Here is a 23,178-nt window from a genome sequence, read left to right as displayed (position 1 = left end):
ACAACAATTCAAAGGTGTTCACGTGCAGAAGTACATGAATGAAGCGCGTCAATTATTGGCACTGGCTATACCGGTGATCGTCGCGCAGGTTGCCCAAACCGCAATGGGATTTGTGGATACGGTCATGGCCGGTGGCTATAGCGCCACCGATATGGCCGCCGTAGCTATCGGTACCTCTATCTGGCTCCCGGCCATTCTCTTTGGTCACGGTCTGCTGCTGGCCCTGACCCCGGTCATCGCCCAGCTTAACGGCTCCGGGCGTCGCGAACGCATCGCGCATCAGGTTCGCCAGGGGTTCTGGCTGGCAGGTTTTGTTTCGGTGCTGATTATGGTCGTGCTCTGGAATGCCGGGCATATTATTCGCGCTATGGACAATATCGACCCTGCCCTTGCAGATAAAGCCGTGGGCTATCTGCGTGCGCTGCTGTGGGGCGCGCCGGGCTATCTCTTCTTCCAGGTGGCGCGTAACCAGTGCGAAGGGCTGGCAAAAACCAAGCCCGGCATGGTGATGGGATTTATCGGCCTGCTGGTTAACATTCCGGTGAACTACATCTTTATTTACGGTCATTTTGGCATGCCGGAGCTGGGTGGCGTTGGCTGCGGCGTGGCAACTGCGGCGGTTTACTGGGTGATGTTCTTTAGCATGATTACCTACGTTAAGCGCGCCCGCTCGATGCGCGATATCCGTAATGAATCCTCTTTCAGCAAGCCGGATACCGCCATTTTATCGCGACTGGTACAGCTCGGTCTGCCTATTGCCCTGGCGCTGTTTTTCGAGGTAACGCTGTTTGCGGTTGTCGCCCTGCTGGTCTCCCCGCTGGGGATTGTGGACGTGGCCGGACACCAGATCGCGCTGAACTTCAGCTCGCTGATGTTCGTGCTGCCGATGTCGCTCGCGGCGGCGGTCACTATCCGCGTCGGGTTCCGTCTGGGGCAAGGCTCCACGCTTGATGCGCAAACCGCTGCTCGCACCGGGCTGGGCGTCGGCGTGTGTATGGCGGTCTGTACCGCGCTGTTCACCGTTGCGCTGCGTGAGCAGATTGCCCTGCTCTATAACGACAACCCTGAGGTGGTGACGCTGGCCTCGCACCTGATGCTGCTCGCGGCAATCTATCAGATTTCCGATTCGATTCAGGTGATCGGCAGCGGCGTGCTGCGTGGCTATAAAGACACGCGCTCGATCTTCTTTATCACCTTCACCGCCTACTGGGTGCTGGGTCTGCCAAGCGGCTATATTCTGGCGCTGACGGATCTGGTGGTTGATCGAATGGGGCCGGCGGGCTTCTGGATGGGCTTTATTATCGGCTTAACCTCGGCGGCGATTCTGATGATGCTGCGCATGCGCTTCCTGCAACGCCAGCCGTCGTCGGTGATTTTGCAGCGCGCCGCGCGTTAAATACGCAGTAGCCGCCAGCGGGCGGCTACTTTCTCTTCGTTTTGAACGGGAATGAAGCAATCGCGTGAAATCTGAGAGAAAATTGCATTTTCCCTCTTGCCTGAACCCGGCAGTGCCGCTAATATTCGTCCCCGTTGTCGCCGACAACACGTTGCGTTCATAGCTCAGTTGGTTAGAGCACCACCTTGACATGGTGGGGGTCGTTGGTTCGAGTCCAATTGAACGCACCATTCTGCGTCCGTAGCTCAGTTGGTTAGAGCACCACCTTGACATGGTGGGGGTCGGTGGTTCGAGTCCACTCGGACGCACCATTTCAGTCCTGAAATGGTGCAAATTCTCTTCTTATCTTCCTAATTTTCCCTTTATCCAAATTTGTTAACTTTTATCCTGCTACGCTTTTCTCATGACGAAAAAGCACAGGAAGCGTGTTGATGAAAAAAATTGCCATTATCGGCTCAGGTCCAACAGGGATTTATACCTTCTACTCACTCCTGAACAATCCCTTCCCCCTTTCGGTGACGGTCTTTGAGCAGTCGGATGAGGCCGGGGTCGGCATGCCCTACAGCGATGAAGAAAACTCACGCCTGATGCTGGCAAACATTGCCAGTATCGAAATCCCACCGCTGTTCATCACCTATCTCGACTGGCTGCGAGAGCTGAGCGAAAGCCATCTTGCGCGTTATAACGTCAATAAAGCCACGCTGCACGATCGCCAGTTTCTGCCCCGCATTTTGCTGGGGGAGTATTTCCGCGACCGCTTTTTAACCATCGTTGAGAAAGCCCGCCAGCGCGGTTTCGAAGTTGAGATTCACGAATCCTCCCGCGTCACCGATCTGGATGCCAGCGAAAGCGGCGTCCTGCTCTCGGTGAATGACGAGCCCTTCCCGACGCGATTCGATCTCGCCGTGGTGGCGACCGGACACGTCTGGCCGGATGAAGAGGAATCCACCCGCAGCTTCTTCCCCAGCCCCTGGTCGGGGCTGATGGATGCCAAAATCCCCGCCTGCACGGTAGGCATTATGGGTACGTCGTTAAGCGGTCTGGACGCCGCAATGGCGGTTGCCATCCAGCACGGCGATTTTGTCGATAACCGCTTTATTCTGGACGAGGCCAGCCGGACGCTGAAGATAACCCTGATGTCGCGTTCCGGCATTCTGCCGGAGGCGGACTTCTACTGCCCGCTACCCTACGAGCCGCTGTCGGTGCTGACCGAGGAGACCGTTCAGGACGAAATCGACAAAGGCGAGTCGGGGCTGCTGGACAGGATTTATTCCCTGATGGTCGAGGAGCTGATGCTCGCGGATCCCGCATGGTGTAAAGAGATCGCGCTGCATAGCCTGACTCCCGATACCCTCCTTGAGGCCTGGTATGCGGATCGCAAACATCACGATGCGTTCCGCTGGGCCGAGGAGAATCTCAAAGAGGTTGAGCAAAACAAGCGCGATAAACGTACCGTCGCCTGGCGCTACACCATTCTTCGCCTGCATGAGGTGGTGCAGGAAATTGTCCCGCACCTTACCGATGAGGATCGCGACCGTTTCAAGAAAGGGCTTCAGCGCGTGTTTATCGACAACTATGCCGCCATCCCGTCGCAGTCCATCCGTCGTCTGTTAGCCCTGCGCGAAGCCGGGGTGATCGACGCCGTGGCGCTGGGGAATGATTACCAGCTGGAAGTGGGCAGCACGCAAACGACAATCACGGCCGGGGACAAGGTTTATCAGTTCGATGTGTATATTGACGCGCGCGGGCAAAAGCCGCTCAAGGTGAAGGATCTGCCCTTCCCGTCCCTGCGTAAATTGCTGATGACGACCGGAGAAGCGTTACCGGAATTTGGCGAGGATTACACCCTGACCGCGCCCGCCTCCATTCGTGGCCGGGTCGCCTTTGGGGCAATTCCCTGGCTGATGCACGACCAGCCCTTTGTACAGGGTCTGACGGAGTGCGCTGGCGTGGCGGAAGCAATGGCAAAAGCGGCGGAGAGAAACGCGTCGGGTCGGCGCAGATCGCTGCCGTTTCCGGAGGATTAACAGGGCGTCCGTGCCCTGGCGGAGATTACTCGAAATAGACGTCCGGGTTCTCTGAGAGCGACACGAAGGTTTTGGTGTTTTTATCCAGCGCGCGGATCACGCCGCTTTCAATGTCATACACCCAGCCGTGCAGGCGGATGGAGTTGTTGCGCAGGCCCACCGCCACGGACGGGTGGGTTTTGATGTTGCTGAGCTGCGCAAACACGTTCTCCTGCACCATCGCGTTCACCTTGTCGGTGCCGTTGTCCCAGGTTTTGTTCTCCACTACCGCTTTCGCCGCATCGGAGTAGCGCAGCCAGTGGGAAACCGCCGGCATCGGCTCAAGATCCGCGTTATCCGCAATCGCTTTCATCGCACCGCAGTTGGAGTGGCCGCAGATCACGATATCGGTCACGCCCAGCGCCACTACCGCGTATTCAATGGTGGCAGACACGCCGCCAGGTTCAGGGCCGAACGGCGGCACGATGTTGCCAGCATTTCGAATGACAAAGAGCTGTCCTGGCTCTTGCTGGGTCACCAGCTCTGGCACCAGACGGCTGTCGGAGCAAGAAATGAACAACGCTTTGGGATTCTGGCTGGACGCTAAACTGCGGAAGAGCTCTTTACGTTGCGGGAAAACTTCTTTTTGAAAGCTGAGAAAACCTTCAATGATATGTTGCATAGCAATTTCTCTTTTATCTGTTTTAGTTTAGGCGTGATCGCGATCACGATCGCGCTTCTGAAGTTTACCCACCGCCCTTTACTCCAGACAAGCAATATATTTCTGGCCCGACCGCTGCACGATCTCGTCGGCCTGCGCGAGGATATTTTGCCCTTCAAAGGCGCCGTACAGGCGCTCAAAGCGTTTGTCCTTGAGATGCCCGGTTATCCGCTCAACGGTGTTCGCAGGAAGCGGCAGCATGTTCGGGTAGCTCCACATAAACGACACCGCGTCTTTGCCCGGCGTCACCTGGAGAATATCCCCCGCCAGCAGTATCCCCTCGCCCGCCTGCCAGTGCAGCACCGTCCCGCCCGCGAAATGGCCGCCGAGGCGTAGCAGTGTCACCGACGGCAAAATCTCCAGCGCGTCGCCCTCCCAGAACTCGATAGCCGGGCTGTCGCGCATCACCCAGTCTCTATCGCTGGCGTGCAGGTAGATTTTGGCGTCAAACGCCTCTGCCCAGTCCTGCATGGTGGAGTAGTAATGCGGATGCGAAATGGCGATGGCGTGAATGCCTCCGAGCGCCGAGACCAGCGTTTTGGTGGCCGGATCGAGGCTGGCGATACAATCCCAGAGAATATTGCCGTGCGGGGTGCGCAGCAGCAGCGCGCGCTGGTCGATGGCAAACTCAGGCATGGTTTTGATGCTCAACAGCTGCGGCTCCAGCTGCTGCCATTTGTTGGTATGCGTGGTCGTCAGGGTTTCGAAATCGGTCCACGCCTGGCCGCTATGCGGCACATACTGGCGCTCGTCTTCGCATATCGGGCAGCGGTCGGGCTGCTTCTCATAGGACGTCCCGCAGGTTTTACAAAGGGTAATCATCAGCGTTCCTCAGCCATAAAAGTTTGAGTATGGCAGGGATTATCCTTATGTGCTGCGAGGTACATTGCCGCCGATTTTTCCCCTATACTGTGCCAATATCAAAACTGAATGAGCAGGTATAAAAATGGAAATTGATCTCGACAATCTGGTGTTTAACGGACTGGATGAAGCCGAAGAGCGCAACGCTGAACGTCTGGACGACGCGGACAAAAAAGCGCAGGCGATTGTGGCTGACGACGACTGCGGCGACGCCTGCAAGATCTGATAAAAAAAGCACCGGGTTGTCCGGTGCTTTTTTTTGCCGGTATCAAATTTCCGGCGTGGTTTTAAATCCGGTCAGCATCAGGATCAGGTTTTCATGGGAGGACGACGGTTCAAACTGATAGTGGTTCCCCTGACGATCGCCGCCAATATACCAGGAAATCTCTTTCTCCCCCTTCGCCAGCGCCTTGCGCACGGCTTTGTCCACGTCCACCATCCGGTATTCACGGGTAGAGTTCAGATAGAGGATCGCATCCGAGTTATAGCTGCACGCCGGACGTGAGGTCCAGTTCACGGTCGCCGGATCCCAGTTGTTGCTCGCCGGATAGAAGAAGATCTGATCCGCGCCGTTTTTCTCAACTTTGCCGCCGTAAATGCGCACGCGGTATTTGGAGGTCGACGCATCCTGTCCGGCAGGCAGCGGTGGGATTGTAAATTTCACCAGCGACAGGGTTTCACTGTTGCGGGTACGCCCGCCGTTCTTCCAGTTATCCTGCACCAGCAGCACCTGCGGCGCGGGCTGAGAGGCTTTCGGCTCCATGCTGCTCAGCCAGACGTTGGCCTTCGCCGGGGAGTAGCCGTACGGCACGTTGGTCCCGCAGTCGGTGCCGTTGTTCATGCAGAGATCGGTCATATAGCGGGCCGCATCTTCCGTCCAGCCGTTCATAAAATCAGCGTGCGCCGTATAGAGGCTTCCCCAGCGCTCTTCGCGTTCATCCCCGTGCATCACCGGATCGAGCGACAGCTGCGCCTTGCTGGTGTCGAGGGAGGTTACGCCCGGCAGCACATACGCAACGTTCATGTTGACCGTCGGAATTTTCACCGGGAAGGCGCTCGGGCACTGGCCTTTGGTGGCGTAGGTGGCGTTCATAAGGCCGTGCGCGGGCTTAAGATTGACGCCGTCCCAGCAGTTCGGGAACTCAATGCCAATATTAAACTGCACCCCGTCCTTCGCTTTGCGCAGGCCACAGACTTCACCCGTTTTATTGCTGTATCCCTTACCGTTGGCGCACAAGAACGTAATGTGCGGATTCGGGGCGCTACCGTGGTGATCGCCCGCCAGCAGCTCAAGTCCGGCCGGGAAAGGCTGAAGCGGGTGGGCATCGACGTTAGAAGACTGGTAGTAGGTTTTTTGATAAGCCGGTTTCACCACCGTCCCGTCCGGCAGGCGCAGAGAAGGCGCCCAGTAGGCAGAGCCGTCGGCTTTATTATCACAGGTCGTCGCCTCGTGCTGGCGCAGGGTCGCCCGCGTGGAGTAGGCATCGGTGCGGGTGTTGCCGAAGAAATCATGCAGCATGGCGTGATTCGGCTGTCCGGGCATCATGATGGCGTCGTCGCCGAGGGTGTGGGAATAGCTACAGACAACGTGCGCCTGCGGGCCGGCGTGGGCCGCCTGCATGGCTATCAGAAACGCGGTGGCGGAAAGTACGGGGGCTAAGGTAGTCCGTTTCATTTTTATCTCCTTATATGAAAGGAGATATTGGTAACAAAGGCGCGAGGATTAACCGAGGAGTTCCCCGGATACTTTTCCCCTCGCCGCGGCTTTACAGACCGTTAGCACACTTCGTTCCAGTACATTTCGCGGGTAAACCGCAGCTCAGCGTGACGTTTTATCATGGAACCACTCCGGATCGATGTTGGCTACGTCCACGCCGTACAGGCTGGCGACCGGCAGTATCGACTCAAGAACACGTTGCGCGCTGTTCTCCGCATTCGACTCTCGGGTCGCAAAAAACCGCCGTAACGTGCTTATCCACTTTTTCATGGTCTTTACCCCTTTTCACTCAACCTGCCCTCAGTTAAACACCCAAATCCGATCCAAAGGAAATACCAAAAAAGACTGTCGATGTGCAGGATTTGCAAATAGCGCGGGTGTCGTTTCAGGCAGTTAACATCCTGTTGTTAATGCTTTTTTGTCAAAAGCAAAACCGGATAAGGCATTTGTCCATAGCCTTTTCTTATGGGAGCGTTACAGGACAAAACAAAAACGACGGGACGAGGCAACACGATGGCAGCAAACAAAAAATCTTTTCTGGCGCTGGGCTTACTGGCGGCTGGCGGCCTGCTTTCAGCACAGGCTCAGGCGGATCGGCTGGCGGAAATTAAAGCCGCAGGCGTGGTGAAAGTGGCCACCTTTGATGCCAACCCGCCCTTTGGCTCGGTCGATGCGAAAACGCACGACATCGTGGGCTATGACGTGGATTTCGCCAACGCGCTGGCAAAGGCGCTGGGCGTTAAGCTGGAGCTGGTCGCGACCAACCCGGCCAACCGCATTCCGCTGTTGCAGTCGGGGAAAGCGGATCTGATCGTGGCGGACATTACCATCACTCCGGAGCGGGCGCAGGTTATTGATTTCTCAACGCCCTATTTTGTGACCGGACAGCAGTTCCTGGTTCCGGTCAAATCGGGCGATAAGCTGGACGACTACAGCCGGGCGGGCATTGGGGCGGTAAAAGGCACGACGGGCGAGCAAACGCTGCACCAGCGCTTCCCGCAGTCGCGGGTGGTGTCGTATGACGACATTCCGCTGGCGCTGACGGCGCTGCGTAACGGCAACGTGCAGGCGATTACCCAGGACAGCACCATCCTGGCCGGGCTGCTGGCGCAGGCGCCGGATAAAGCGAACTTCAAAATCCTGCCGGATCTGCTCAGTAAAGAGGAGATTGGCGTCGGCGTTAAGAAAGGCGAAACGGCGCTGCTCAAGGTGGTTAACGACGAGCTGGTGGCGCTTGAGAAAAACGGCGAGGCCGCCAAAATTTACGACGTCTGGTTTGGCCCGCAGACCCCTTCCCCACAGCCTCGCACCTTTAAGATAGAAGCCCAGTAATATGCTCTCAGGTTTATTCTCCCACTCCGCGGCCCGTGCCGCGGATTTTTCACATCTGGAACAGGCCAGCGTCGAGTTTCGCGACGTGGTAAAACGCTACGGCGATCGCGCGGTGCTGAACGGCGTGAGTCTGCGCATCGCCCCGGGCGAAGTGGTGGCGATCCTCGGCCCGTCCGGTTCCGGAAAATCCACCCTGATTCGCCTAATCAACCAGCTTGAAACCCTGAACGGCGGCGAGATCCTCGTCGACAACAAACCGACCGCGCACCTCTCAAGTGCCGCGCTGCGCCAGCTGCGAAGCCGCGTGGGCTTTGTGTTCCAGCAGTTCAATCTTTACGCCCATCTGACCGCCAGCCAGAACATCACTCTCGCGCTGGAGCATGTTCACGGCTGGAAACCGCAGCCCGCGCAGGAGCGCTCGCGGGCGCTGCTGGAAAAGGTAGGCATGCTGGAAAAAGCCCATCACTTTCCCGCCGAGCTTTCCGGCGGGCAGCAGCAGCGGGTAGCCATCGCCCGCGCCCTGGCCTCTTCGCCGCAGATCATCCTCTTTGACGAGCCGACCTCCGCGCTCGACCCGGAAACCATCGGCGAGGTGCTGTTTGTGATGAAAGCCCTGGCCCACAGCGGGATCACGATGATTGTGGTGACGCATGAAATGCAGTTCGCCAGAGAGATTGCCGACCGGATTGTCTTTATCGATGGCGGCCAGATCCTGGAAGTCGCGCCGCCGGAGCGGTTCTTCACCCAGCCAACCCATCCACGCGCCCGGCGTTTTCTGCAAAAAGTGCTTAACCCGCTGCATCAGGAGCATCTGTAATGCCCGCGCTCGACTGGCAGGGGGTGCTGACCGGGCAGCCCTTGCAGTGGATCCTCTCCGGTTTTTTAACCACCCTGTGGGTTACGCTGGCCGGCACGGTGCTGGCAAGCCTGCTCGCGGTGCTCTTCCTGCTGCTGCGCCTTTGGCCGGGGCGCGTGGGCAAGGGCGTGGTCAGCGTGTGGGTATCCCTGTTTCGCAATACGCCGCTGCTGGTGCAGCTCCTGTTCTGGTATTTCGCGGCGTGGAACGGGCTGCCGCAGGGGTTTCGCGATCTGGTTAACGCCGATCACGGCTGGTCGGTGCTGCCGGGCAACGTCTGGTGGTTTACCCCGGAGTTTCTGTGCTCCGCGTGGGGTCTGGGGGTCTTCACCTCCGCATTTCTGATTGAAGAGGTTGAATCCGGGCTGCGCGCGGTTCCCGCCGGGCAGCGCGAAGCGGCGCTGGCGCAGGGATTCACCGGCTGGCGGCAGTTTCGCTATGTCCTACTTCCGCAGGGGCTGACGAACGCCTGGCAGCCGGTCGTGGGGCAGTATCTTAATCTGATGAAGCTCTCCTCCCTTGCGAGCGGCATTGGCTTCGCCGAGCTGACCTACCAGGTGCGGCAAATCGAAAGCTATAACGCGCATGCGCTGGAGGCGTTTATTGTCGGCACCCTGCTCTATCTGCTGACGGGCGTGGTGATGGGGCTGATACTGTCCCGCACCGGCCCGGCCAGACGGCGCGAGCGCCACGCCAGGGGAGAAAACGCATGATTGCCGGGCTGAACGTGATTCTGGATAACCTTGATTATCTGCTGTGGGGTCGCCTGGAGGCAGGCGAGCCAGGCGGCGTGCTGCTGACGCTGCTGATGACGCTCGGCGCGGCGCTTCTCGCGCTGCCGGGCGGTATCGCCCTGGCCGGGCTGGCCTGGCGCTACCCGGGCCTGGTGCGCAAAGGGCTGTTTCTGTGGGCGGAGCTGATACGCGGTATCCCGCTGATTTTCGTTATCTTCTGGATGTGGTATCTGCTGCCGCTTATCACCGGCGGGGATCTGCCGGGCGCTATGACGGTGACGCTGGCGCTGGCGTGGTTTACCTCAGCGTCGGTGATGCATTCGGTCATCGCCGGATTAAACGCCCTCCCGGCCGGGCAGGTTGAGGCGGCTCAGGCGCAGGGGTTCAGCACGCAGCAAACCCTGTGGCGCATAATGCTGCCGCAGGCGTTACGCAACATTCTGCCGTCGCTGGTGGGGATTTTTATCAGCCTGCTTAAGGATACCTCGCTGGCCTTTATTGTGAACGTGCCGGAACTGACGACGGTGGCGGGACAGGTGAACAACCGGGTGCAAATCTACCCGGCGGCCATTTTCATCTTTACGGGTGTGGTCTATTACCTGCTCTGCTGCGCGCTGGAGCAGTTCGCAAAACGCTGGCGCGTTACCCGGCCAGCGCTTTAACCACCGTTTCCATCGCCTGGGTTGTCATCTCGCTGCGCTTAACGCGCTGGTTCGCCAGCGCGGTACGCAGCACCCCGGCGATCACAATATGTTTTGGCTCTTGCCCTAAATCGCGCATTTCAAGCACGACTTTCCCGACCACCCGGCACATCTCCTGATACAACGCTTCGTCTTTGGTCACATTGCCCATTGTCTTCACTCCATTGCCGCAAAAACTCAGCTTAAAGGATTCACAGGCTGGATACAAAAAAGAAGCCCGGCGAAAGACTCGCCGGGCTTCATTCACAAAATCAACAGATTAATTATTGACAGGAATAACGGCGCCTTTGTATTTGGTGCGGATCCAGTCCTGAATCTCTTTAGAGTGCAGCACGTTCACCAGCGCGACGATATCTTTCTTCTTCTCGTCACCGCGGTGCACGGTAATGATGTTGGCGTACGGGTTGTTTTCACCGCTCTCTACCGCAATCGGGTCGTGAACCGGATCCAGACCCGCATCGATAGCGTAGTTGGCGTTGATCACCACCGCCGCGCCTTCGTCGTTGTTGTACATCTGCGGCAGCAGAGAGGCCTCAACGTTAGGAGTAAATTGCAGTTTTTTCGGGTTCTCGACGATATCGCTGATGCGCGCGGTCACTTTATCGATGCCCGGCTTGAGCTTAATCACGCCCTCTTTTTCGAAGATGGACAGAATACGGCCCTCTTCAGAAACGGCATCGCGCATGATGATTTTGCCGCCCTCCGGCAGGTCTTTCAGCGACTTGTATTTTTTAGAGTAGATGCCGATTGGCTCAATGTGGATCGCACCCGCACTGACGAAATCGTAGTCTTTGTCGCCCGCATGATCTTTCAGCACGCTGTTCAGATACGGAATGTGCTGGAAGTAGTTAGCGTCGATATCATGCCCCGCCAGCGCGGTGTTCGGCAGGATGTAGTCCTGGAAAGGTTTAATTTCCAGATCGATGCCCTGCTTCGCCAGAATCGGCTTCGCCTGCTCCAGAATTTCGGCGTGCGGCGTGTTGGACGCGCCCACGGTCAGGGTATCGGCCCAGGAGGCAAAGCTCAGGGCGCCCAGAGTTGCTGCGGCGATCAGTGTGAGTGTCTTTTTCATGATGTGGTTCCTGTAGTTTTAGCTATCATCTTTTGTCTAATAACGAGGTAATGACATCGCCGCAGAACTGGATAATGAAAACGATGATCAGAATGGTCACCGTTGCCACCAGCGTGACGTCACCGTGGTTGCGCTGGAATCCTTCCAGATAAGCCAGATTTCCCAAACCACCGGCTCCAATCACCCCCGCCATGGCGCTGTAGCTCACCAGGGCAATCAGCGTGACCGTGATCCCTGATACCAGGGCAGGTGATGATTCCGGCAGTAACACTCTAAAAACTAAGGTGCTCAGACGTGCGCCCATTGAGCGCGTGGCCTCAATCACCCCTTTGTCGACCTCGCGCAGGGCGATTTCGACCAGTCGTGCATAAAACGGTGCGGCACCGACAATCAGCGCGGGCAGCGCGGCGTTGGCGCCAAGAATGGTGCCAACGATGGTTTTCGTGAACGGGATCAGCAGCACGATCAGAATGATGAACGGGATAGAGCGAAACACGTTCACCACAATGGAAATCACGCTGTAGACGGTGCGGTTCTGGAACAGGCCACCGCGCGCGGTTAAGAACAGCGCCAGACCGAGCACAATGCCGAGGACGAAGGTCGCCACGCCGGAGAGCGCCGTCATGTACAGGGTTTCCTGGGTCGCCGCCCACAGTTGGTCCCACTTCAGATGGGGGAACAGATTCTCAGCCATGTTTAATTACCTCGCCTTCAATATCGCTTTGCTTCAGGTCGGCGAGGATATTGTTCAGTTGATCTTCCGTGGCCACGACGTGGACCCACAGTTGTCCAAACACGCCGTGGGCGGTTTGCGTCATTTTGCCGTGCAGGATGTTAAACGGCAGGCCGTAGCGCAGGGTTAACTCCCCGACCACCGGACGGTGGGTGCTGTGACCGGTAAAGGTCAGGCGGATCACGCTTCCTTCCAGCGCGTTCGCCAGCTCCGTATTGAACGTTTCGTCTTCGGCGTACTGGCTTACCTGACGCACAAACTGCTGCGTGATCGGCTGCTGAGGATGGGTAAACACGCTCAGGACATCACCCTCTTCAACCACCTTTCCGTTCTCCATCACCGCCACGCGGTCGCAGATTTTGCGCACCACGTGCATTTCATGGGTGATCAGTACGATGGTCAGCTTGAAGCGACGGTTAATGTCGAGCAGCAGATCGAGGATCTGATCGGTGGTCTGCGGGTCGAGCGCCGAGGTGGCTTCATCGCACAGCAGCACGTCCGGGTTATTCGCCAGCGCGCGCGCAATGCCCACGCGCTGCTTCTGCCCGCCGCTCAACTGCGACGGATAGGCCTGTTCGCGGCCTTTCAGACCGACCAGCTCCACCAGCTCGGCGACGCGGGCGGTGATTTTGGCTTTCGGCACCCCGGCGATTTGCATCGAAAAGGCGATGTTTTCATTGACCGTGCGCGACCACAGCAGGTTGAAGTGCTGAAACACCATGCTGATTTTCAGACGCGCCTGGCGTAGCGCTTCCCCTTTTGCCGCCGAGATATCCTGCCCGTTAATGGTGACGCTTCCGGCGCTCGGTTTTTCCAGCCCGTTAAGCAGGCGGATCAGGGTGCTTTTTCCCGCGCCGCTGTAGCCTATAATTCCGTAAATCTGTCCCTGTTCAATCGTCAAATTGACGTTATCAACGGCGGTGAGTGCGACCTTTCCGTTGTCAAAAATCTTCGAAATATTCCTGAGCTCAATCATTCTTATTCGTTATCCGTGCCGCGCATGGCGGTTTAGCAGTATGGATGTCCAAACGATAGTAATGAGCGATCTACAGGTTTTAAATGACCAAAAAAGCATGAGTTATAGCGAAATGAAATAACGCGCGGATTGACTGGACGGGACGCATTTAGCTCAATTTCAGCAATGATTATCTGCCAGATGAATATCTCCCCGCACCGGGCGTGCAAAAACGGCTATTTTTACAGCATTTTATCTCGATTTAGCCATCCTCACATCCGGACCACTTTACGTCTTGCTGTCTTTCCTTCCGAAAAAGACATTAATATTACATTCCGTTCTAAAAGGCAGTGAAAGGTTCTTTAGTACGCCGTTTTAGCCGCCCTATCATCCGGTCATGACCTCCCTGAAGGATACCATCATGACCGTTTACCACTCCGTGACTGAACTGATCGGCCACACGCCGCTTATCCAGCTGCACAAGCTTGATACCGGCCCCTGCGCGCTGTTTCTGAAGCTTGAAAACCAAAACCCCGGCGGCTCGATTAAGGATCGGGTCGCGCTGTCGATGATTAACGAGGCCGAGCGCAAAGGGCTGCTCAAGCCTGGCGGCACCATTATCGAGGCTACGGCGGGCAATACCGGGCTTGGGCTGGCGCTGATCGCCGCCCAGAAGGGCTATTCGCTGATCCTCGTGGTGCCCGACAAAATGAGCCGCGAGAAAATTTTCCACCTGCGGGCGCTGGGCGCGCAGGTGGTGCTTACCCGCTCGGACGTGAATAAAGGCCATCCGGCCTACTATCAGGATTACGCCCAGCGCCTGGCGGACGAGCTGCCGGGGGCGTTTTACATTGACCAGTTCAATAACGAAGCCAATCCGCTGGCGCACAGCACCACCACCGCGCCGGAGCTGTTTGCCCAGCTTGAGGGGAATATCGACGCCATTGTGGTCGGCGTGGGGTCCGGCGGAACGCTCGGCGGCCTTCAGGCCTGGTTTGCCGAGCACTCGCCCCATACCGAGTTTGTGCTGGCCGATCCCGCAGGCTCGGTGCTGGCGGACCAGGTAGAAACCGGGCGCTATCAGGACGCCGGCTCCTGGCTGGTTGAAGGCATCGGCGAGGACTTTATTCCGCCGCTCGCGCATATCGAAGGGGTGAACCGCGCCTGGCGCATCAGCGATCGGGAAGCCTTCTCCACCGCCCGCGCGCTGCTGAAAACCGAAGGCATTCTGGCAGGCTCCTCCAGCGGCACGCTGCTGGCGGCGGCGCTGAAATATTGCCAGGCCCAGACCACGCCGAAGCGGGTTGTGACCTTCGCCTGCGACAGCGGCAATAAATACCTCTCCAAAATGTTCAACGATGACTGGATGCGCCAGCAGGGCCTGCTCGCCCGACCGCAGGCCGGGGATCTCTCGGATTACATCGCCCTGCGCCATGACGAAGGGGCGACCGTCACCGCCGCGCCAGACGACACGCTCTCTACGGTGCTGGCGCGGATGCGTCTGTACGACATCTCCCAGCTGCCGGTGCTCGATAACGGCCGTGTCGTCGGGATCGTCGATGAGTGGGATCTGCTGCGCCACATTGGCGGCGACGGCGACCGCTTCGCCCTTCCCGTCACCGAAGCCATGACCCGTCAGGTGGAATGTCTCGATAAACGCGCTCCGGAAAGCGCCCTGCACGCCATCTTCGATCGCGGTCTGGTGGCCGTCATTACGGATAACGCTCGTTTTCTGGGTCTGATTACGCGCACCGACCTCCTCACGGCGTGGCGCAACCGTCTACAGCAATAAAGGAACAACGCATGAAAAATCTGGCAACCCTGAGCGTTCACAGCGGGGAAGTTAACGATCGGCACGGCGCGGTGATGCCGCCGATTTACGCCACCTCGACGTTTGCGCAACCGTCCCCCGGCGAGCATACGGGCTATGAATACTCGCGCAGCGGCAACCCGACCCGCCACGCGCTGGAAACCGCCATCGCCGAACTGGAGGGCGGCACGCGCGGCTACGCGTTCGCCTCTGGCCTGGCGGCCATTTCGACCGTGCTGGAGCTGCTCGACAAAGACAGCCATCTGGTGGCGATTGATGACGTGTACGGCGGGACATACCGGCTGATTGAGAACGTGCGCAAACGCAGCAGCGGATTACGGGTCAGCTGGGTGAAGCCTGACGATCTGGCCGGGCTGGAGGCCGCAATCCGTCCGGACACGCGCATGATCTGGGTGGAAACCCCGACCAACCCGCTGCTGAAGCTTGCGGATCTGGCGGCCATCGCGGACATTGCCCGTCGTCATAATATTATCAGCGTGGCGGATAATACCTTTGCCTCACCGGTCATTCATCGTCCGCTGGAGTCGGGCTTTGATCTCGTTGTTCATTCAGCGACTAAATATCTTAACGGCCATTCCGACGTGGTGGCCGGGCTGGCGGTGGTGGGTGATAACCCGGCGCTGGCGGAAAAGCTGGGCTATCTGCAAAACGCGGTCGGCGGCGTGCTCGATCCCTTCAGCAGCTTCCTGACGCTACGCGGTATGCGTACCCTCTCCCTGCGCGTGGAAAAACACAGCGCTAACGCTCTGGCGATTGCGCAATGGCTGGCGCAGCATCCTGAGGTGGAGAAGGTGTTTTATCCGGGGCTGCCTTCGCACCCGCAAAACGACCTGGCCCGGAGGCAAATGGCGCTGCCCGGCGGGATGATTTCGGTGGCGGTAAAAGGCGATGCGCAACGGGCGACGGAAATTATCCGTCGGCTGAATCTGTTTACGCTCGCCGAGAGCCTGGGCGGCGTGGAGAGCCTGGTCAGCCAGCCCTACAGCATGACCCACGCCTCTATTCCGCTGGAGCAGCGGCTGGCAAACGGGATTGTCCCGCAGCTAATCCGCCTTTCGGTAGGGATTGAAGCGCCAGAGGATTTGATTGCCGATTTGGCACAGGCCCTAAAAAGTTAAGTATTGGCGGCAGGTGCCTCACCTGCCGCCATAAGTTGTCATTATGCCTTAACGCATTGATAACAATCCTCTGTGGATCTGCACAGATTATTTTTGAAACGCTGTTTTCATTTTCCTTTTATCTGAAAATCAGCGTATAATGCGCGCCTAATCCCCGGTGAATGGTTTCAGCGCTTGGAATACGAAAAAAAATCGACAACATCTCCTCTCTCCCCTTGGGCTGAAACTCGGGCACACTTTCTTCTGCACGCTCATTTGATGTCTCCTATCCTTAGTGCGTGTCATATACTCTTTTGCAACACAGGTTTGGCTCTGCGGCGGTGCGCCCCCGGAGCGAGATTTCCATATCCTTCCCAACTTAAAGACTAAGACTGTCATGAAAAAGACGAAAATTGTTTGTACCATCGGCCCAAAAACCGAATCTGAAGAGATGCTGAGCAAAATGCTGGACGCCGGCATGAATGTGATGCGTCTGAACTTCTCTCACGGTGACTATGCTGAACACGGTCAGCGTATCCAGAACTTGCGCAACGTGATGAGCAAGACCGGTAAGAAAGCGGCCATTCTGCTGGATACCAAAGGTCCTGAAATCCGTACCATCAAGCTGGAAGGCGGTAACGACGTTTCTCTGAAAGCTGGCCAGACTTTCACTTTCACCACTGACAAGTCTGTTGTCGGCAACAACGAAATCGTTGCTGTAACCTACGAAGGCTTCACCAGCGATCTGTCCGTTGGCAACACCGTTCTGGTGGACGATGGCCTGATCGGTATGGAAGTGACCGCCATCGAAGGTAACAAGGTTGTTTGTAAAGTACTGAACAACGGCGACCTGGGCGAAAACAAAGGCGTTAACCTGCCGGGCGTGTCTATCGCTCTGCCAGCGCTGGCTGAGAAAGACAAACAGGACCTGATCTTCGGTTGCGAACAAGGCGTTGACTTCGTTGCGGCCTCTTTCATCCGTAAACGTTCTGACGTGATTGAAATCCATGAGCACCTGAAAGCCCACGGCGGCGAGAAGATTCAGATCATCTCCAAAATCGAAAACCAGGAAGGCCTGAACAACTTCGACGAAATCCTTGAAGCCTCTGACGGCATCATGGTTGCGCGTGGTGACCTGGGCGTTGAAATCCCGGTTGAAGAAGTGATCTTCGCGCAGAAGATGATGATCGAGAAGTGCGTTCGCGCGCGTAAAGTGGTTATCACCGCTACGCAGATGCTGGACTCCATGATCAAAAACCCACGCCCTACCCGCGCAGAAGCAGGTGACGTGGCGAACGCCATCCTCGACGGTACCGACGCAGTGATGCTGTCTGGCGAATCCGCAAAAGGTAAATACCCACTGGAAGCCGTGACCATCATGGCGACCATCTGTGAGCGTACCGACCGCGTGATGACCAGCCGTCTGGACTACAACAACGACAGCCGTAAGCTGCGTATCACCGAAGCGGTATGCCGCGGTGCGGTAGAAACTGCTGAGAAACTGGACGCGCCGCTGATCGTGGTAGCAACCCAGGGCGGTAAATCTGCGCGCGCAGTGCGTAAATACTTCCCTGACGCGACCATCCTGGCGCTGACCACCAACGAAACCACTGCGCGTCAGCTGGTGCTGAGCAAAGGCGTTGTGGCGCATCTGGTGAAAGAAATCGCCTCTACCGACGATTTCTACATTCAGGGTAAAGAGCTGGCGCTGGAAAGCGGTCTGGCTCAGAAAGGTGATGTGGTGGTGATGGTGTCTGGTGCACTGGTACCGGCAGGAACAACCAATACTGCATCTGTTCACGTACTGTAATAATACCCAAACGAATTAAATTTTATAAAAAGCGTCCTGCGGGGCGCTTTTTTTATTCCCGTCTTTAGCCACATCCATTCAAAAAGCAAATCGGGTTTTTCTATTTAATCGCGAATTATCTAAGATGAATCCGATGAAAAAAGCCTTTTTTTACATAGCTTTTTAGACAAAATGTCCGAATTCGATGCTTCTTTGAGCGAACGATCAAAAATAGGCGTATTCCCATCAAAAAAATATTCTCAACTCAAAAAACTTTGTGTAATACTTGTAACGCTACATGGAGATTAACTCAATCTAGAGGGTATTAATAATGAATCGTACTAAACTGGTACTGGGCGCGGTAATCCTGGGTTCTACTCTGCTGGCAGGTTGCTCCAGCAACGCTAAAATCGATCAGCTGTCTTCTGACGTTCAGACTCTGAACGCTAAAGTTGACCAGCTGAGCAACGACGTGAACGCAATGCGTTCCGACGTTCAGGCTGCTAAAGACGACGCAGCTCGCGCTAACCAGCGTCTGGACAACCAGGCTACTAAATACCGTAAGTAATAGTACCTGTTAATAAAATGGCGCACATTGTGCGCCATTTTTTTTTGCCTCTACTGCGTCACCCTTTCGCTCTGACCTTCCGATATCGCCGCTGATACCCGACTGTTCTGCACCGACTGCACCCCATTGTTGGCGGATGCGCCTGCGCCTTCAGATACCACCACCGGGATCCCCGCGCGGCGTGACAACGCCTTAGTGATTAACGCCTTATCGCTTCCCGCCTCAGATACAAAGTTTGCAAACTCCGTTGAATGGCTAATTTGCAGCGTCTGCGGGTTTTGCCCCTCTTCCTGCGCCAGCGGACGGTGTACTTCCACATAGCGTTTACCGTCTGGCTCAACGGCGTATTTTACCGGCTCATTAATAATCTGCACCCGCGTGCCTACGCGTGTCTGCTCGAATAACGCTTTTATATCCGGGGCATTCATACGCATACAGCCGGAGCTGACCCGCAGCCCAACGCTGTTCGGTGCGCTGGTTCCGTGAATGAGATATTCCCCATTACCTATACCCAGACGCAATGCGAAGCGTCCTAAGGGGTTATTTGGCCCCGCGGGTACAACGGGCGGTAATTTTATTCCCTGCGCCAGAGAGCGCGCTCTGATGCCCGCTGTTGGCGTCCAGGTTGGATTTGGAATTTTCTGACTCACACGAGTGGTGCTTACCGGTGTTTCAAGGCCAAGCTGCCCGATGCCGAGCGGATAAACCTGAACAATATTCTCTCCCGGCGGGAAGAAGTACAGCCGCAGCTCGGCCAGATTCACCACAATGCCTTCACGCGGCGTATCCGGGAGCAGCATCTGGGATGGAATAGTAATTACCGTACCCGGCGCGGGGTTAACCGGGGCAATCGTATTATTGGTTTCGAGGATCAGCTGTGCAGCGGTATTAAATCGTCGGGCGATATCCTGAAGTTTATTGTCCCCTTCCTGAATGGTGTAGGTTTGATTCTGCCCAATAAGTCGGCTGCCCGCAGGCGGCAATGGATAATCCACCGCCCAGGCCGAATTAAGGGCGCTGAACGAGCCAAGAAGTAATAGTGTAATAATAGACGCGCGCTTCATGCTGAGATTCCTTATTCACTGGCAGAACGCCAGAAAGCTGAAAAACCAGCGAGGCGGAAACCACCTCGCGAAAAGGAATGAATGCTGTCTTGTCAGTTTAGCTAATGATTGAGGCTTTGGAGCGAATTGCGCGAATCATCGCTTCCAGCCCCTGAGAGCGGGAGGGGGTTAAGTGTTGGGTTAACGCCATTTTTTCAAACCACGGGCGAACGTCAAACGCGACAATGTCCTGGGGGGACATCTGGTGGTAGAGAATAAACACCACCGCGATCAGCCCTTTCACAATCGCCGCGTCGCTGTCGCCCTGAAGTTCAATCACGCCGTCGTCGTTCTGGCGCATCACAATCCACACCTGGCTCTGACAGCCCTGAATAATATTGTCCGGGTTGTGCGCCTCTTGCGGGAGCGGCGGCAAACGCTGCCCCAGCTCGATGATATAGAGATATTTCTCTTCCCAGTTTGCGCAGCGCCCAAAGTTGCGCAGCAGTTTCTCTTTGTCCGGCAGCTCGGCCATCTCTTGACTCTCCGTTATCCAAGCAGCTGATGGATGCGCTTAAGCCCCGCCACCAGTCTGTCGACCTCTTCCGTTGTGTTATACATCACCAGCGACGCGCGGCACATCGCCGGGACCTGATAAAACGCCATCAGCGGCATCGCGCAGTGGTGTCCGGTGCGCACGGCCACGCCATAGTTATCAAGGAAGCTTCCCACGTCATAGGCGTGGTGTTTGCCCAGGTTAAAGGCAATCACGCCCTGACGCGCGGCGGGGCCATAGAGGGTGAGATCGGGCACGCCGGCAAGCTCTTGCAGCGCATAACGCATCAGCTCCTGTTCGTACGCCTGGATCGCCTCAAGGCCAATGGCGGAAACGTACGATATCGCCGCGCCCAGGCCGATAATGCCACCCGTATTCGGCGTACCCGCTTCGAAGCGCCACGGCGCGCGCGCGTAGGTAGTGCCCTCGGTCAGGCTGACGGTGGCGATCATCGATCCGCCCCCTTCCCACGGCGGCATCGCCTGCAAAATGTCCTCTTTGACGTAGAGCACGCCGATCCCGGTCGGCCCGTAGAGCTTGTGCCCCGAGAAGACGTAGAAATCGCAGTCCAGCGCCTGCACGTCAACGGCATGGTGCATGACCGCCTGCGCGCCGTCGATCAGCACCTTTGCGCCCGCCTGATGGGCTTTGGCCACGATCTCCGCAACCGGGTTTTCAGTGCCCAGCACGTTAGACACCTGCGTAACAGCCACCAGCCGGGTGCGAGCGTCGAGCAGCGCATCGAGCCGATCGAGCTGCAAGGTGCCGTCCTGATTGAGCGGGATCACGCGAAGCTGCGCGCCGGTACGTTCACAAAGCATCTGCCAGGGAACGATATTGGCGTGGTGCTCCATCTGGGTAACGATGATGTTATCGCCCGCGTGAACCTCCGCGCTGCCCCAGCTGTTTGCCACCAGGTTGATGCCTTCCGTCGTCCCGCGCACAAACACCAGCTCTTCCGGCGAGCGCGCGTTGAGGAACGTCGCCACCTGCGTGCGCACGTTCTCCATGCTCTGGGTCGCCTCGGCGCTCAGGGTGTGGATCCCGCGATGCACGGCAGCGTAGCCGTGGCGATAAAATTCGGCTTCGGCGTCGATCACCTGATTCGGTTTTTGCGCGCTGGCGGCGCTGTCGAGATAGGCCAGCGGCAGACCGTTCACTTCGCGGGTCAGAACCGGAAAATCTGCCCGTACTTTCTCTACGGGAAAACTCATGCTTCGCCTCCAGGCAGGCGTTGACCGATGCGGGCCAGCACCTGCTGTTTTAACGCGTCGTCGCGCAGAGCCTCGGTCAGCTCCGCCGCAAAGGCGTAGATAATCATTTTCTGCGCCGCCTGCTGGTCTATTCCGCGCGAGCGCAGATAGAACATCTGCTCGTCGTCAATGCGCCCGATCGTCGCGCCGTGGCTGCACTTCACGTCATCGGCGTAGATCTCCAGCTGCGGTTTGGTATCGACCTCCGCCAGGCGCCCCAGCAGCAGATTGTTATTGGTCATCTGCCCGTCGGTTTTGATGGCGTGCTGTGCCACGTTAATCAGCCCGTTAAAGACCGCGCGGCCCTTGTCGCTGACGATGGTTTTGTGCAGCTGACGGCTGTTACAGTAGCCTTTATTGTGCTCAAGCCAGGTGCGGGTGTCGCACACTTCACTTTTCATCGGCATCGCCAGGCTGTTGATGCGCAGCGTGGTATTTTCGCCGTTGAGCTGGGTGCTGGTGTTGTGGCGCAAGACCGCGCCGCCGAGCAGGAAGCTGTGGCTGTCGGCCGCGCCGTCTTGCCCCAGCACGATATCGTTATGGGCAAAGTGGTGGCTCTGCGGGTTCTCAAACGCCAGCTTGATGTGGTGCAGATGCGCGTTGGCGGCAACGTTCATCGTCAGACGGCCCCCGGTAAAGTGGCGGGCGTCGGTCAGGCTGACGTAATGCTCAATCACCGTCGCCTCAGCCCCTTCGGCCAACTCCAGATGGTGGCGATAGTGCGCGGTGTTAATCTCATCGCCGCCGAGCCCCTGGGTGATGTGCATCAGCAGCAGCGGCTTCGCCGGGCGCTGGTTGCGCCTGACGCGAATGTGGGTGACGCTCTGGGCCAGGCTTTCAGTGAGATGCAGGAACACCTCCGGCTGCACCGGGGCCGCCAGGGACTGACGATCGTCGTTCACCGTCACCTCAAATCCGCTCTCGTCGGTGCCGTCGCTCAGTTCCGGGCAAAAACGCCCGTCGACAAACACCAGCCGCGTGGCGTCGACATCCAGCGCCAGCGCATCGCGCTGAGACTCGCTCACCTGCGCCAGACGGGTGACGAACTCGCCGTTCAGCAGCCCTTCCAGCGGGGTATATTTCCAGTTTTCGTGTTTACGGGTGGGTAAACCGAGGCGCAGCAGCTGTTGCAGGTGCTGCTGGGCGTGTTCAGAGCGGCTGTCGCCCTGCGTTTCAAACAGGCGATGCCACTGCTGGAGCGCATTACTGCTGTTCGGTAAGCCAGCCATAGCCCTGCTCCTCCAGTTGTTTAACCAGCGTGAAATCACCGGATTTCACAATGCGCCCCTGATAGAGCACGTGGACAAAGTCCGGCTTGATATAGTCAAGAATACGCTGGTAGTGGGTCACGATGATGAACGAGCGGTTGCCGTCGCGCAGGGAGTTAACGCCGTCGGCGACAATCTTCAGGGCGTCGATATCCAGCCCGGAGTCGGTTTCGTCAAGAATACACAGCTCGGGTTCCAGCACCGCCATTTGCAGAATGTCGTTACGCTTTTTCTCACCGCCGGAGAAACCGACGTTGACGGAACGGGTCAGCAGATCTTCCGGCATTTTCAGCAGCTTGATCTTCTCTTCCATCAGATCCTGGAAGTCAAAACGGTCGAGCGCCTCCAGCCCACGGTATTTACGCACCGCGTTCAGCGCCGTTTGCAGAAAGAACTGGTTGCTGACGCCGGGAATTTCCACCGGATACTGGAAGGCCATAAAGATGCCCTCGCCCGCGCGATCTTCCGGGGACATCTCCAGCAGATCTTTGCCGTTAAACGCCACCGAACCGCTCGTCACTTCGTAATCTTCGCGCCCTGCCAGCGTCGCGGAAAGCGTACTTTTCCCGGAGCCGTTCGGCCCCATGATGGCGTGAACTTCCCCCGGTTTGACGTCAAAATTCAGCCCACGCAGGATCTCTTTGTCTTCCACGCTTACCTGTAAATCTTTAATGCTTAACATGTGCTTT

25 protein-coding genes and 2 tRNA genes are annotated in these 23,178 nt (G+C 57.2%); 14 read left to right on the top strand and 13 right to left on the bottom strand.

Going from position 1 to position 23,178, the window contains the following annotated elements; translation table 11 throughout:
* Window positions 1–22 precede the first annotated feature (22 nt).
* The 4 genes from mdtK to ACSVHP_RS00805 all read left to right on the top strand — a co-directional run bounded on the left by mdtK (window position 23) and on the right by ACSVHP_RS00805 (window position 3,423).
* Window positions 23–1,396 (top strand): MdtK family multidrug efflux MATE transporter, encoded by a 1,374-nt coding sequence (gene mdtK, locus ACSVHP_RS00820; protein ID WP_447550657.1) that lies wholly within the window; start codon window positions 23–25, stop codon window positions 1,394–1,396.
* Between the two features lie 153 nt (window positions 1,397–1,549).
* Window positions 1,550–1,626 (top strand) — tRNA-Val (locus ACSVHP_RS00815).
* A 4-nt stretch (window positions 1,627–1,630) separates the two neighbouring features.
* Window positions 1,631–1,707: transfer RNA gene (locus ACSVHP_RS00810), tRNA-Val, on the top strand.
* A gap of 120 nt (window positions 1,708–1,827) precedes the next feature.
* Window positions 1,828–3,423 carry an FAD-NAD(P)-binding protein gene (locus ACSVHP_RS00805; protein ID WP_447550656.1) on the top strand — a complete coding sequence of 532 codons (1,596 nt, stop codon included), beginning with the start codon at window positions 1,828–1,830 and terminating at the stop codon, window positions 3,421–3,423.
* Window positions 3,424–3,448: 25 nt separating this feature from the next.
* On the opposite strand, the gene ACSVHP_RS00800 is transcribed toward ACSVHP_RS00805, so the two are convergent.
* Both ACSVHP_RS00800 and ACSVHP_RS00795 read right to left on the bottom strand, forming a co-directional pair.
* A complete protein-coding gene (locus tag ACSVHP_RS00800; RefSeq protein ID WP_234675458.1) occupies window positions 3,449–4,084 on the bottom strand; it encodes a carbonic anhydrase in 636 nt (211 codons plus the stop codon).
* A 78-nt stretch (window positions 4,085–4,162) separates the two neighbouring features.
* The gene (locus ACSVHP_RS00795; RefSeq protein ID WP_447550655.1) at window positions 4,163–4,945 is read right to left on the bottom strand and encodes an MBL fold metallo-hydrolase; all 783 of its coding nucleotides are present in this window, start codon (window positions 4,943–4,945) and stop codon (window positions 4,163–4,165) included.
* 124 nt (window positions 4,946–5,069) lie between these two features.
* Here ACSVHP_RS00795 and ACSVHP_RS00790 point away from each other — a divergent pair, with 124 nt between their 5' ends.
* Entirely contained in the window at window positions 5,070–5,210 is a 141-nt protein-coding gene (locus ACSVHP_RS00790) for a hypothetical protein (protein WP_003857665.1), read from the top strand.
* Between the two features lie 42 nt (window positions 5,211–5,252).
* Here ACSVHP_RS00790 and ACSVHP_RS00785 read toward each other — a convergent pair whose 3' ends face one another.
* Together ACSVHP_RS00785 and ACSVHP_RS00780 are read right to left on the bottom strand one after the other, a co-directional pair.
* Entirely contained in the window at window positions 5,253–6,659 is a 1,407-nt protein-coding gene (locus ACSVHP_RS00785; RefSeq protein WP_447550654.1) for a DUF1996 domain-containing protein, read from the bottom strand.
* 144 nt (window positions 6,660–6,803) lie between these two features.
* Window positions 6,804–6,971 (bottom strand): hypothetical protein, encoded by a 168-nt coding sequence (locus ACSVHP_RS00780; RefSeq protein WP_234675461.1) that lies wholly within the window; start codon window positions 6,969–6,971, stop codon window positions 6,804–6,806.
* Between the two features lie 243 nt (window positions 6,972–7,214).
* Between ACSVHP_RS00780 and ACSVHP_RS00775 the strand changes: the two genes are divergently transcribed.
* The 4 genes from ACSVHP_RS00775 to ACSVHP_RS00760 are packed head-to-tail and all read left to right on the top strand — an operon-like array spanning window position 7,215 to window position 10,285.
* Complete coding sequence (locus tag ACSVHP_RS00775) at window positions 7,215–8,033, top strand: ABC transporter substrate-binding protein (RefSeq protein ID WP_447550653.1); 819 nt, start codon at window positions 7,215–7,217, stop codon at window positions 8,031–8,033.
* 1 nt (window position 8,034) lies between these two features.
* The gene (locus ACSVHP_RS00770; RefSeq protein ID WP_447550652.1) at window positions 8,035–8,850 is read left to right on the top strand and encodes an amino acid ABC transporter ATP-binding protein; all 816 of its coding nucleotides are present in this window, start codon (window positions 8,035–8,037) and stop codon (window positions 8,848–8,850) included.
* Window positions 8,850–9,602: an amino acid ABC transporter permease gene (locus ACSVHP_RS00765; RefSeq protein WP_447550651.1), complete on the top strand. Its 753-nt coding sequence runs from the start codon at window positions 8,850–8,852 to the stop codon at window positions 9,600–9,602. Before ACSVHP_RS00770 ends, ACSVHP_RS00765 begins: the two co-directional genes overlap by 1 nt.
* Window positions 9,599–10,285: an amino acid ABC transporter permease gene (locus tag ACSVHP_RS00760; RefSeq protein WP_447550650.1), complete on the top strand. Its 687-nt coding sequence runs from the start codon at window positions 9,599–9,601 to the stop codon at window positions 10,283–10,285. Before ACSVHP_RS00765 ends, ACSVHP_RS00760 begins: the two co-directional genes overlap by 4 nt.
* Here the strand turns inward: ACSVHP_RS00760 and fumD are convergent.
* From fumD to ACSVHP_RS00740, 4 genes are all read right to left on the bottom strand, one after another.
* Complete coding sequence (gene fumD, locus ACSVHP_RS00755) at window positions 10,266–10,475, bottom strand: fumarate hydratase FumD (RefSeq protein ID WP_234675466.1); 210 nt, start codon at window positions 10,473–10,475, stop codon at window positions 10,266–10,268. The two genes, ACSVHP_RS00760 and fumD, sit on opposite strands and share 20 nt — an antisense overlap.
* Window positions 10,476–10,583: 108 nt before the next feature.
* Window positions 10,584–11,396, bottom strand: a complete 813-nt coding sequence (locus ACSVHP_RS00750) for a MetQ/NlpA family ABC transporter substrate-binding protein (RefSeq protein ID WP_447550649.1) — start codon at window positions 11,394–11,396, stop codon at window positions 10,584–10,586.
* A gap of 25 nt (window positions 11,397–11,421) precedes the next feature.
* Entirely contained in the window at window positions 11,422–12,090 is a 669-nt protein-coding gene (locus tag ACSVHP_RS00745) for a methionine ABC transporter permease (protein ID WP_217187293.1), read from the bottom strand.
* The gene (locus ACSVHP_RS00740; protein ID WP_447550648.1) at window positions 12,083–13,105 is read right to left on the bottom strand and encodes a methionine ABC transporter ATP-binding protein; all 1,023 of its coding nucleotides are present in this window, start codon (window positions 13,103–13,105) and stop codon (window positions 12,083–12,085) included. Before ACSVHP_RS00740 ends, ACSVHP_RS00745 begins: the two co-directional genes overlap by 8 nt.
* A 400-nt stretch (window positions 13,106–13,505) precedes the next feature.
* Between ACSVHP_RS00740 and ACSVHP_RS00735 the strand changes: the two genes are divergently transcribed.
* From ACSVHP_RS00735 to lpp, 5 genes are all read left to right on the top strand, one after another.
* Window positions 13,506–14,876 (top strand): pyridoxal-phosphate dependent enzyme, encoded by a 1,371-nt coding sequence (locus tag ACSVHP_RS00735; protein WP_447550647.1) that lies wholly within the window; start codon window positions 13,506–13,508, stop codon window positions 14,874–14,876.
* 11 nt (window positions 14,877–14,887) lie between these two features.
* Complete coding sequence (locus tag ACSVHP_RS00730) at window positions 14,888–16,033, top strand: trans-sulfuration enzyme family protein (RefSeq protein ID WP_447550646.1); 1,146 nt, start codon at window positions 14,888–14,890, stop codon at window positions 16,031–16,033.
* Between the two features lie 174 nt (window positions 16,034–16,207).
* Complete coding sequence (gene ynhH / locus ACSVHP_RS00725) at window positions 16,208–16,402, top strand: protein YnhH (protein WP_447550645.1); 195 nt, start codon at window positions 16,208–16,210, stop codon at window positions 16,400–16,402.
* A 7-nt stretch (window positions 16,403–16,409) separates the two neighbouring features.
* Window positions 16,410–17,822: a pyruvate kinase PykF gene (gene pykF, locus ACSVHP_RS00720; protein WP_447550644.1), complete on the top strand. Its 1,413-nt coding sequence runs from the start codon at window positions 16,410–16,412 to the stop codon at window positions 17,820–17,822.
* A gap of 310 nt (window positions 17,823–18,132) precedes the next feature.
* A complete protein-coding gene (lpp, locus tag ACSVHP_RS00715) occupies window positions 18,133–18,369 on the top strand; it encodes a murein lipoprotein Lpp (protein WP_001082307.1) in 237 nt (78 codons plus the stop codon).
* 50 nt (window positions 18,370–18,419) lie between these two features.
* Here lpp and ldtE read toward each other — a convergent pair whose 3' ends face one another.
* The 5 genes from ldtE to sufC form a co-directional block, all read right to left on the bottom strand.
* Window positions 18,420–19,433 carry a L,D-transpeptidase LdtE gene (gene ldtE / locus ACSVHP_RS00710; protein WP_417313804.1) on the bottom strand — a complete coding sequence of 338 codons (1,014 nt, stop codon included), beginning with the start codon at window positions 19,431–19,433 and terminating at the stop codon, window positions 18,420–18,422.
* Between the two features lie 97 nt (window positions 19,434–19,530).
* Window positions 19,531–19,947: a cysteine desulfuration protein SufE gene (gene sufE / locus ACSVHP_RS00705; RefSeq protein WP_447550643.1), complete on the bottom strand. Its 417-nt coding sequence runs from the start codon at window positions 19,945–19,947 to the stop codon at window positions 19,531–19,533.
* A 14-nt stretch (window positions 19,948–19,961) separates the two neighbouring features.
* A complete protein-coding gene (sufS, locus tag ACSVHP_RS00700; protein WP_447550642.1) occupies window positions 19,962–21,182 on the bottom strand; it encodes a cysteine desulfurase SufS in 1,221 nt (406 codons plus the stop codon).
* Complete coding sequence (sufD, locus tag ACSVHP_RS00695) at window positions 21,179–22,450, bottom strand: Fe-S cluster assembly protein SufD (protein ID WP_447550641.1); 1,272 nt, start codon at window positions 22,448–22,450, stop codon at window positions 21,179–21,181. The genes sufS and sufD overlap by 4 nt, the downstream gene beginning before the upstream one ends.
* A complete protein-coding gene (gene sufC / locus ACSVHP_RS00690; protein WP_234675475.1) occupies window positions 22,425–23,171 on the bottom strand; it encodes a Fe-S cluster assembly ATPase SufC in 747 nt (248 codons plus the stop codon). Before sufC ends, sufD begins: the two co-directional genes overlap by 26 nt.
* Between the last annotated feature and the right edge of the window lie 7 nt (window positions 23,172–23,178).

It is taken from the genome of Enterobacter sp. 186315 (genome assembly GCF_053290175.1).
This window is presented reverse-complemented; position numbering and strand designations above follow the sequence as displayed.

What these genes read in the sequence shown, in the direction of transcription:
- ACSVHP_RS00805 (WP_447550656.1), top strand. Translation starts at nt 1,828, where the DNA reads ATGAAAAAAATTGCCATTATCGGCTCAGGTCCAACAGGGATTTATACC.
- ACSVHP_RS00800 (WP_234675458.1), bottom strand. Translation starts at nt 4,084, where the DNA reads ATGCAACATATCATTGAAGGTTTTCTCAGCTTTCAAAAAGAAGTTTTC.
- ACSVHP_RS00795 (WP_447550655.1), bottom strand. Translation starts at nt 4,945, where the DNA reads ATGATTACCCTTTGTAAAACCTGCGGGACGTCCTATGAGAAGCAGCCC.
- ACSVHP_RS00790 (WP_003857665.1), top strand. Translation starts at nt 5,070, where the DNA reads ATGGAAATTGATCTCGACAATCTGGTGTTTAACGGACTGGATGAAGCC.
- ACSVHP_RS00785 (WP_447550654.1), bottom strand. Translation starts at nt 6,659, where the DNA reads ATGAAACGGACTACCTTAGCCCCCGTACTTTCCGCCACCGCGTTTCTG.
- ACSVHP_RS00780 (WP_234675461.1), bottom strand. Translation starts at nt 6,971, where the DNA reads ATGAAAAAGTGGATAAGCACGTTACGGCGGTTTTTTGCGACCCGAGAG.
- ACSVHP_RS00775 (WP_447550653.1), top strand. Translation starts at nt 7,215, where the DNA reads ATGGCAGCAAACAAAAAATCTTTTCTGGCGCTGGGCTTACTGGCGGCT.
- ACSVHP_RS00770 (WP_447550652.1), top strand. Translation starts at nt 8,035, where the DNA reads ATGCTCTCAGGTTTATTCTCCCACTCCGCGGCCCGTGCCGCGGATTTT.
- ACSVHP_RS00765 (WP_447550651.1), top strand. Translation starts at nt 8,850, where the DNA reads ATGCCCGCGCTCGACTGGCAGGGGGTGCTGACCGGGCAGCCCTTGCAG.
- ACSVHP_RS00760 (WP_447550650.1), top strand. Translation starts at nt 9,599, where the DNA reads ATGATTGCCGGGCTGAACGTGATTCTGGATAACCTTGATTATCTGCTG.
- fumD (WP_234675466.1), bottom strand. Translation starts at nt 10,475, where the DNA reads ATGGGCAATGTGACCAAAGACGAAGCGTTGTATCAGGAGATGTGCCGG.
- ACSVHP_RS00750 (WP_447550649.1), bottom strand. Translation starts at nt 11,396, where the DNA reads ATGAAAAAGACACTCACACTGATCGCCGCAGCAACTCTGGGCGCCCTG.
- ACSVHP_RS00745 (WP_217187293.1), bottom strand. Translation starts at nt 12,090, where the DNA reads ATGGCTGAGAATCTGTTCCCCCATCTGAAGTGGGACCAACTGTGGGCG.
- ACSVHP_RS00740 (WP_447550648.1), bottom strand. Translation starts at nt 13,105, where the DNA reads ATGATTGAGCTCAGGAATATTTCGAAGATTTTTGACAACGGAAAGGTC.
- ACSVHP_RS00735 (WP_447550647.1), top strand. Translation starts at nt 13,506, where the DNA reads ATGACCGTTTACCACTCCGTGACTGAACTGATCGGCCACACGCCGCTT.
- ACSVHP_RS00730 (WP_447550646.1), top strand. Translation starts at nt 14,888, where the DNA reads ATGAAAAATCTGGCAACCCTGAGCGTTCACAGCGGGGAAGTTAACGAT.
- pykF (WP_447550644.1), top strand. Translation starts at nt 16,410, where the DNA reads ATGAAAAAGACGAAAATTGTTTGTACCATCGGCCCAAAAACCGAATCT.
- lpp (WP_001082307.1), top strand. Translation starts at nt 18,133, where the DNA reads ATGAATCGTACTAAACTGGTACTGGGCGCGGTAATCCTGGGTTCTACT.
- ldtE (WP_417313804.1), bottom strand. Translation starts at nt 19,433, where the DNA reads ATGAAGCGCGCGTCTATTATTACACTATTACTTCTTGGCTCGTTCAGC.
- sufE (WP_447550643.1), bottom strand. Translation starts at nt 19,947, where the DNA reads ATGGCCGAGCTGCCGGACAAAGAGAAACTGCTGCGCAACTTTGGGCGC.
- sufS (WP_447550642.1), bottom strand. Translation starts at nt 21,182, where the DNA reads ATGAGTTTTCCCGTAGAGAAAGTACGGGCAGATTTTCCGGTTCTGACC.
- sufD (WP_447550641.1), bottom strand. Translation starts at nt 22,450, where the DNA reads ATGGCTGGCTTACCGAACAGCAGTAATGCGCTCCAGCAGTGGCATCGC.
- sufC (WP_234675475.1), bottom strand. Translation starts at nt 23,171, where the DNA reads ATGTTAAGCATTAAAGATTTACAGGTAAGCGTGGAAGACAAAGAGATC.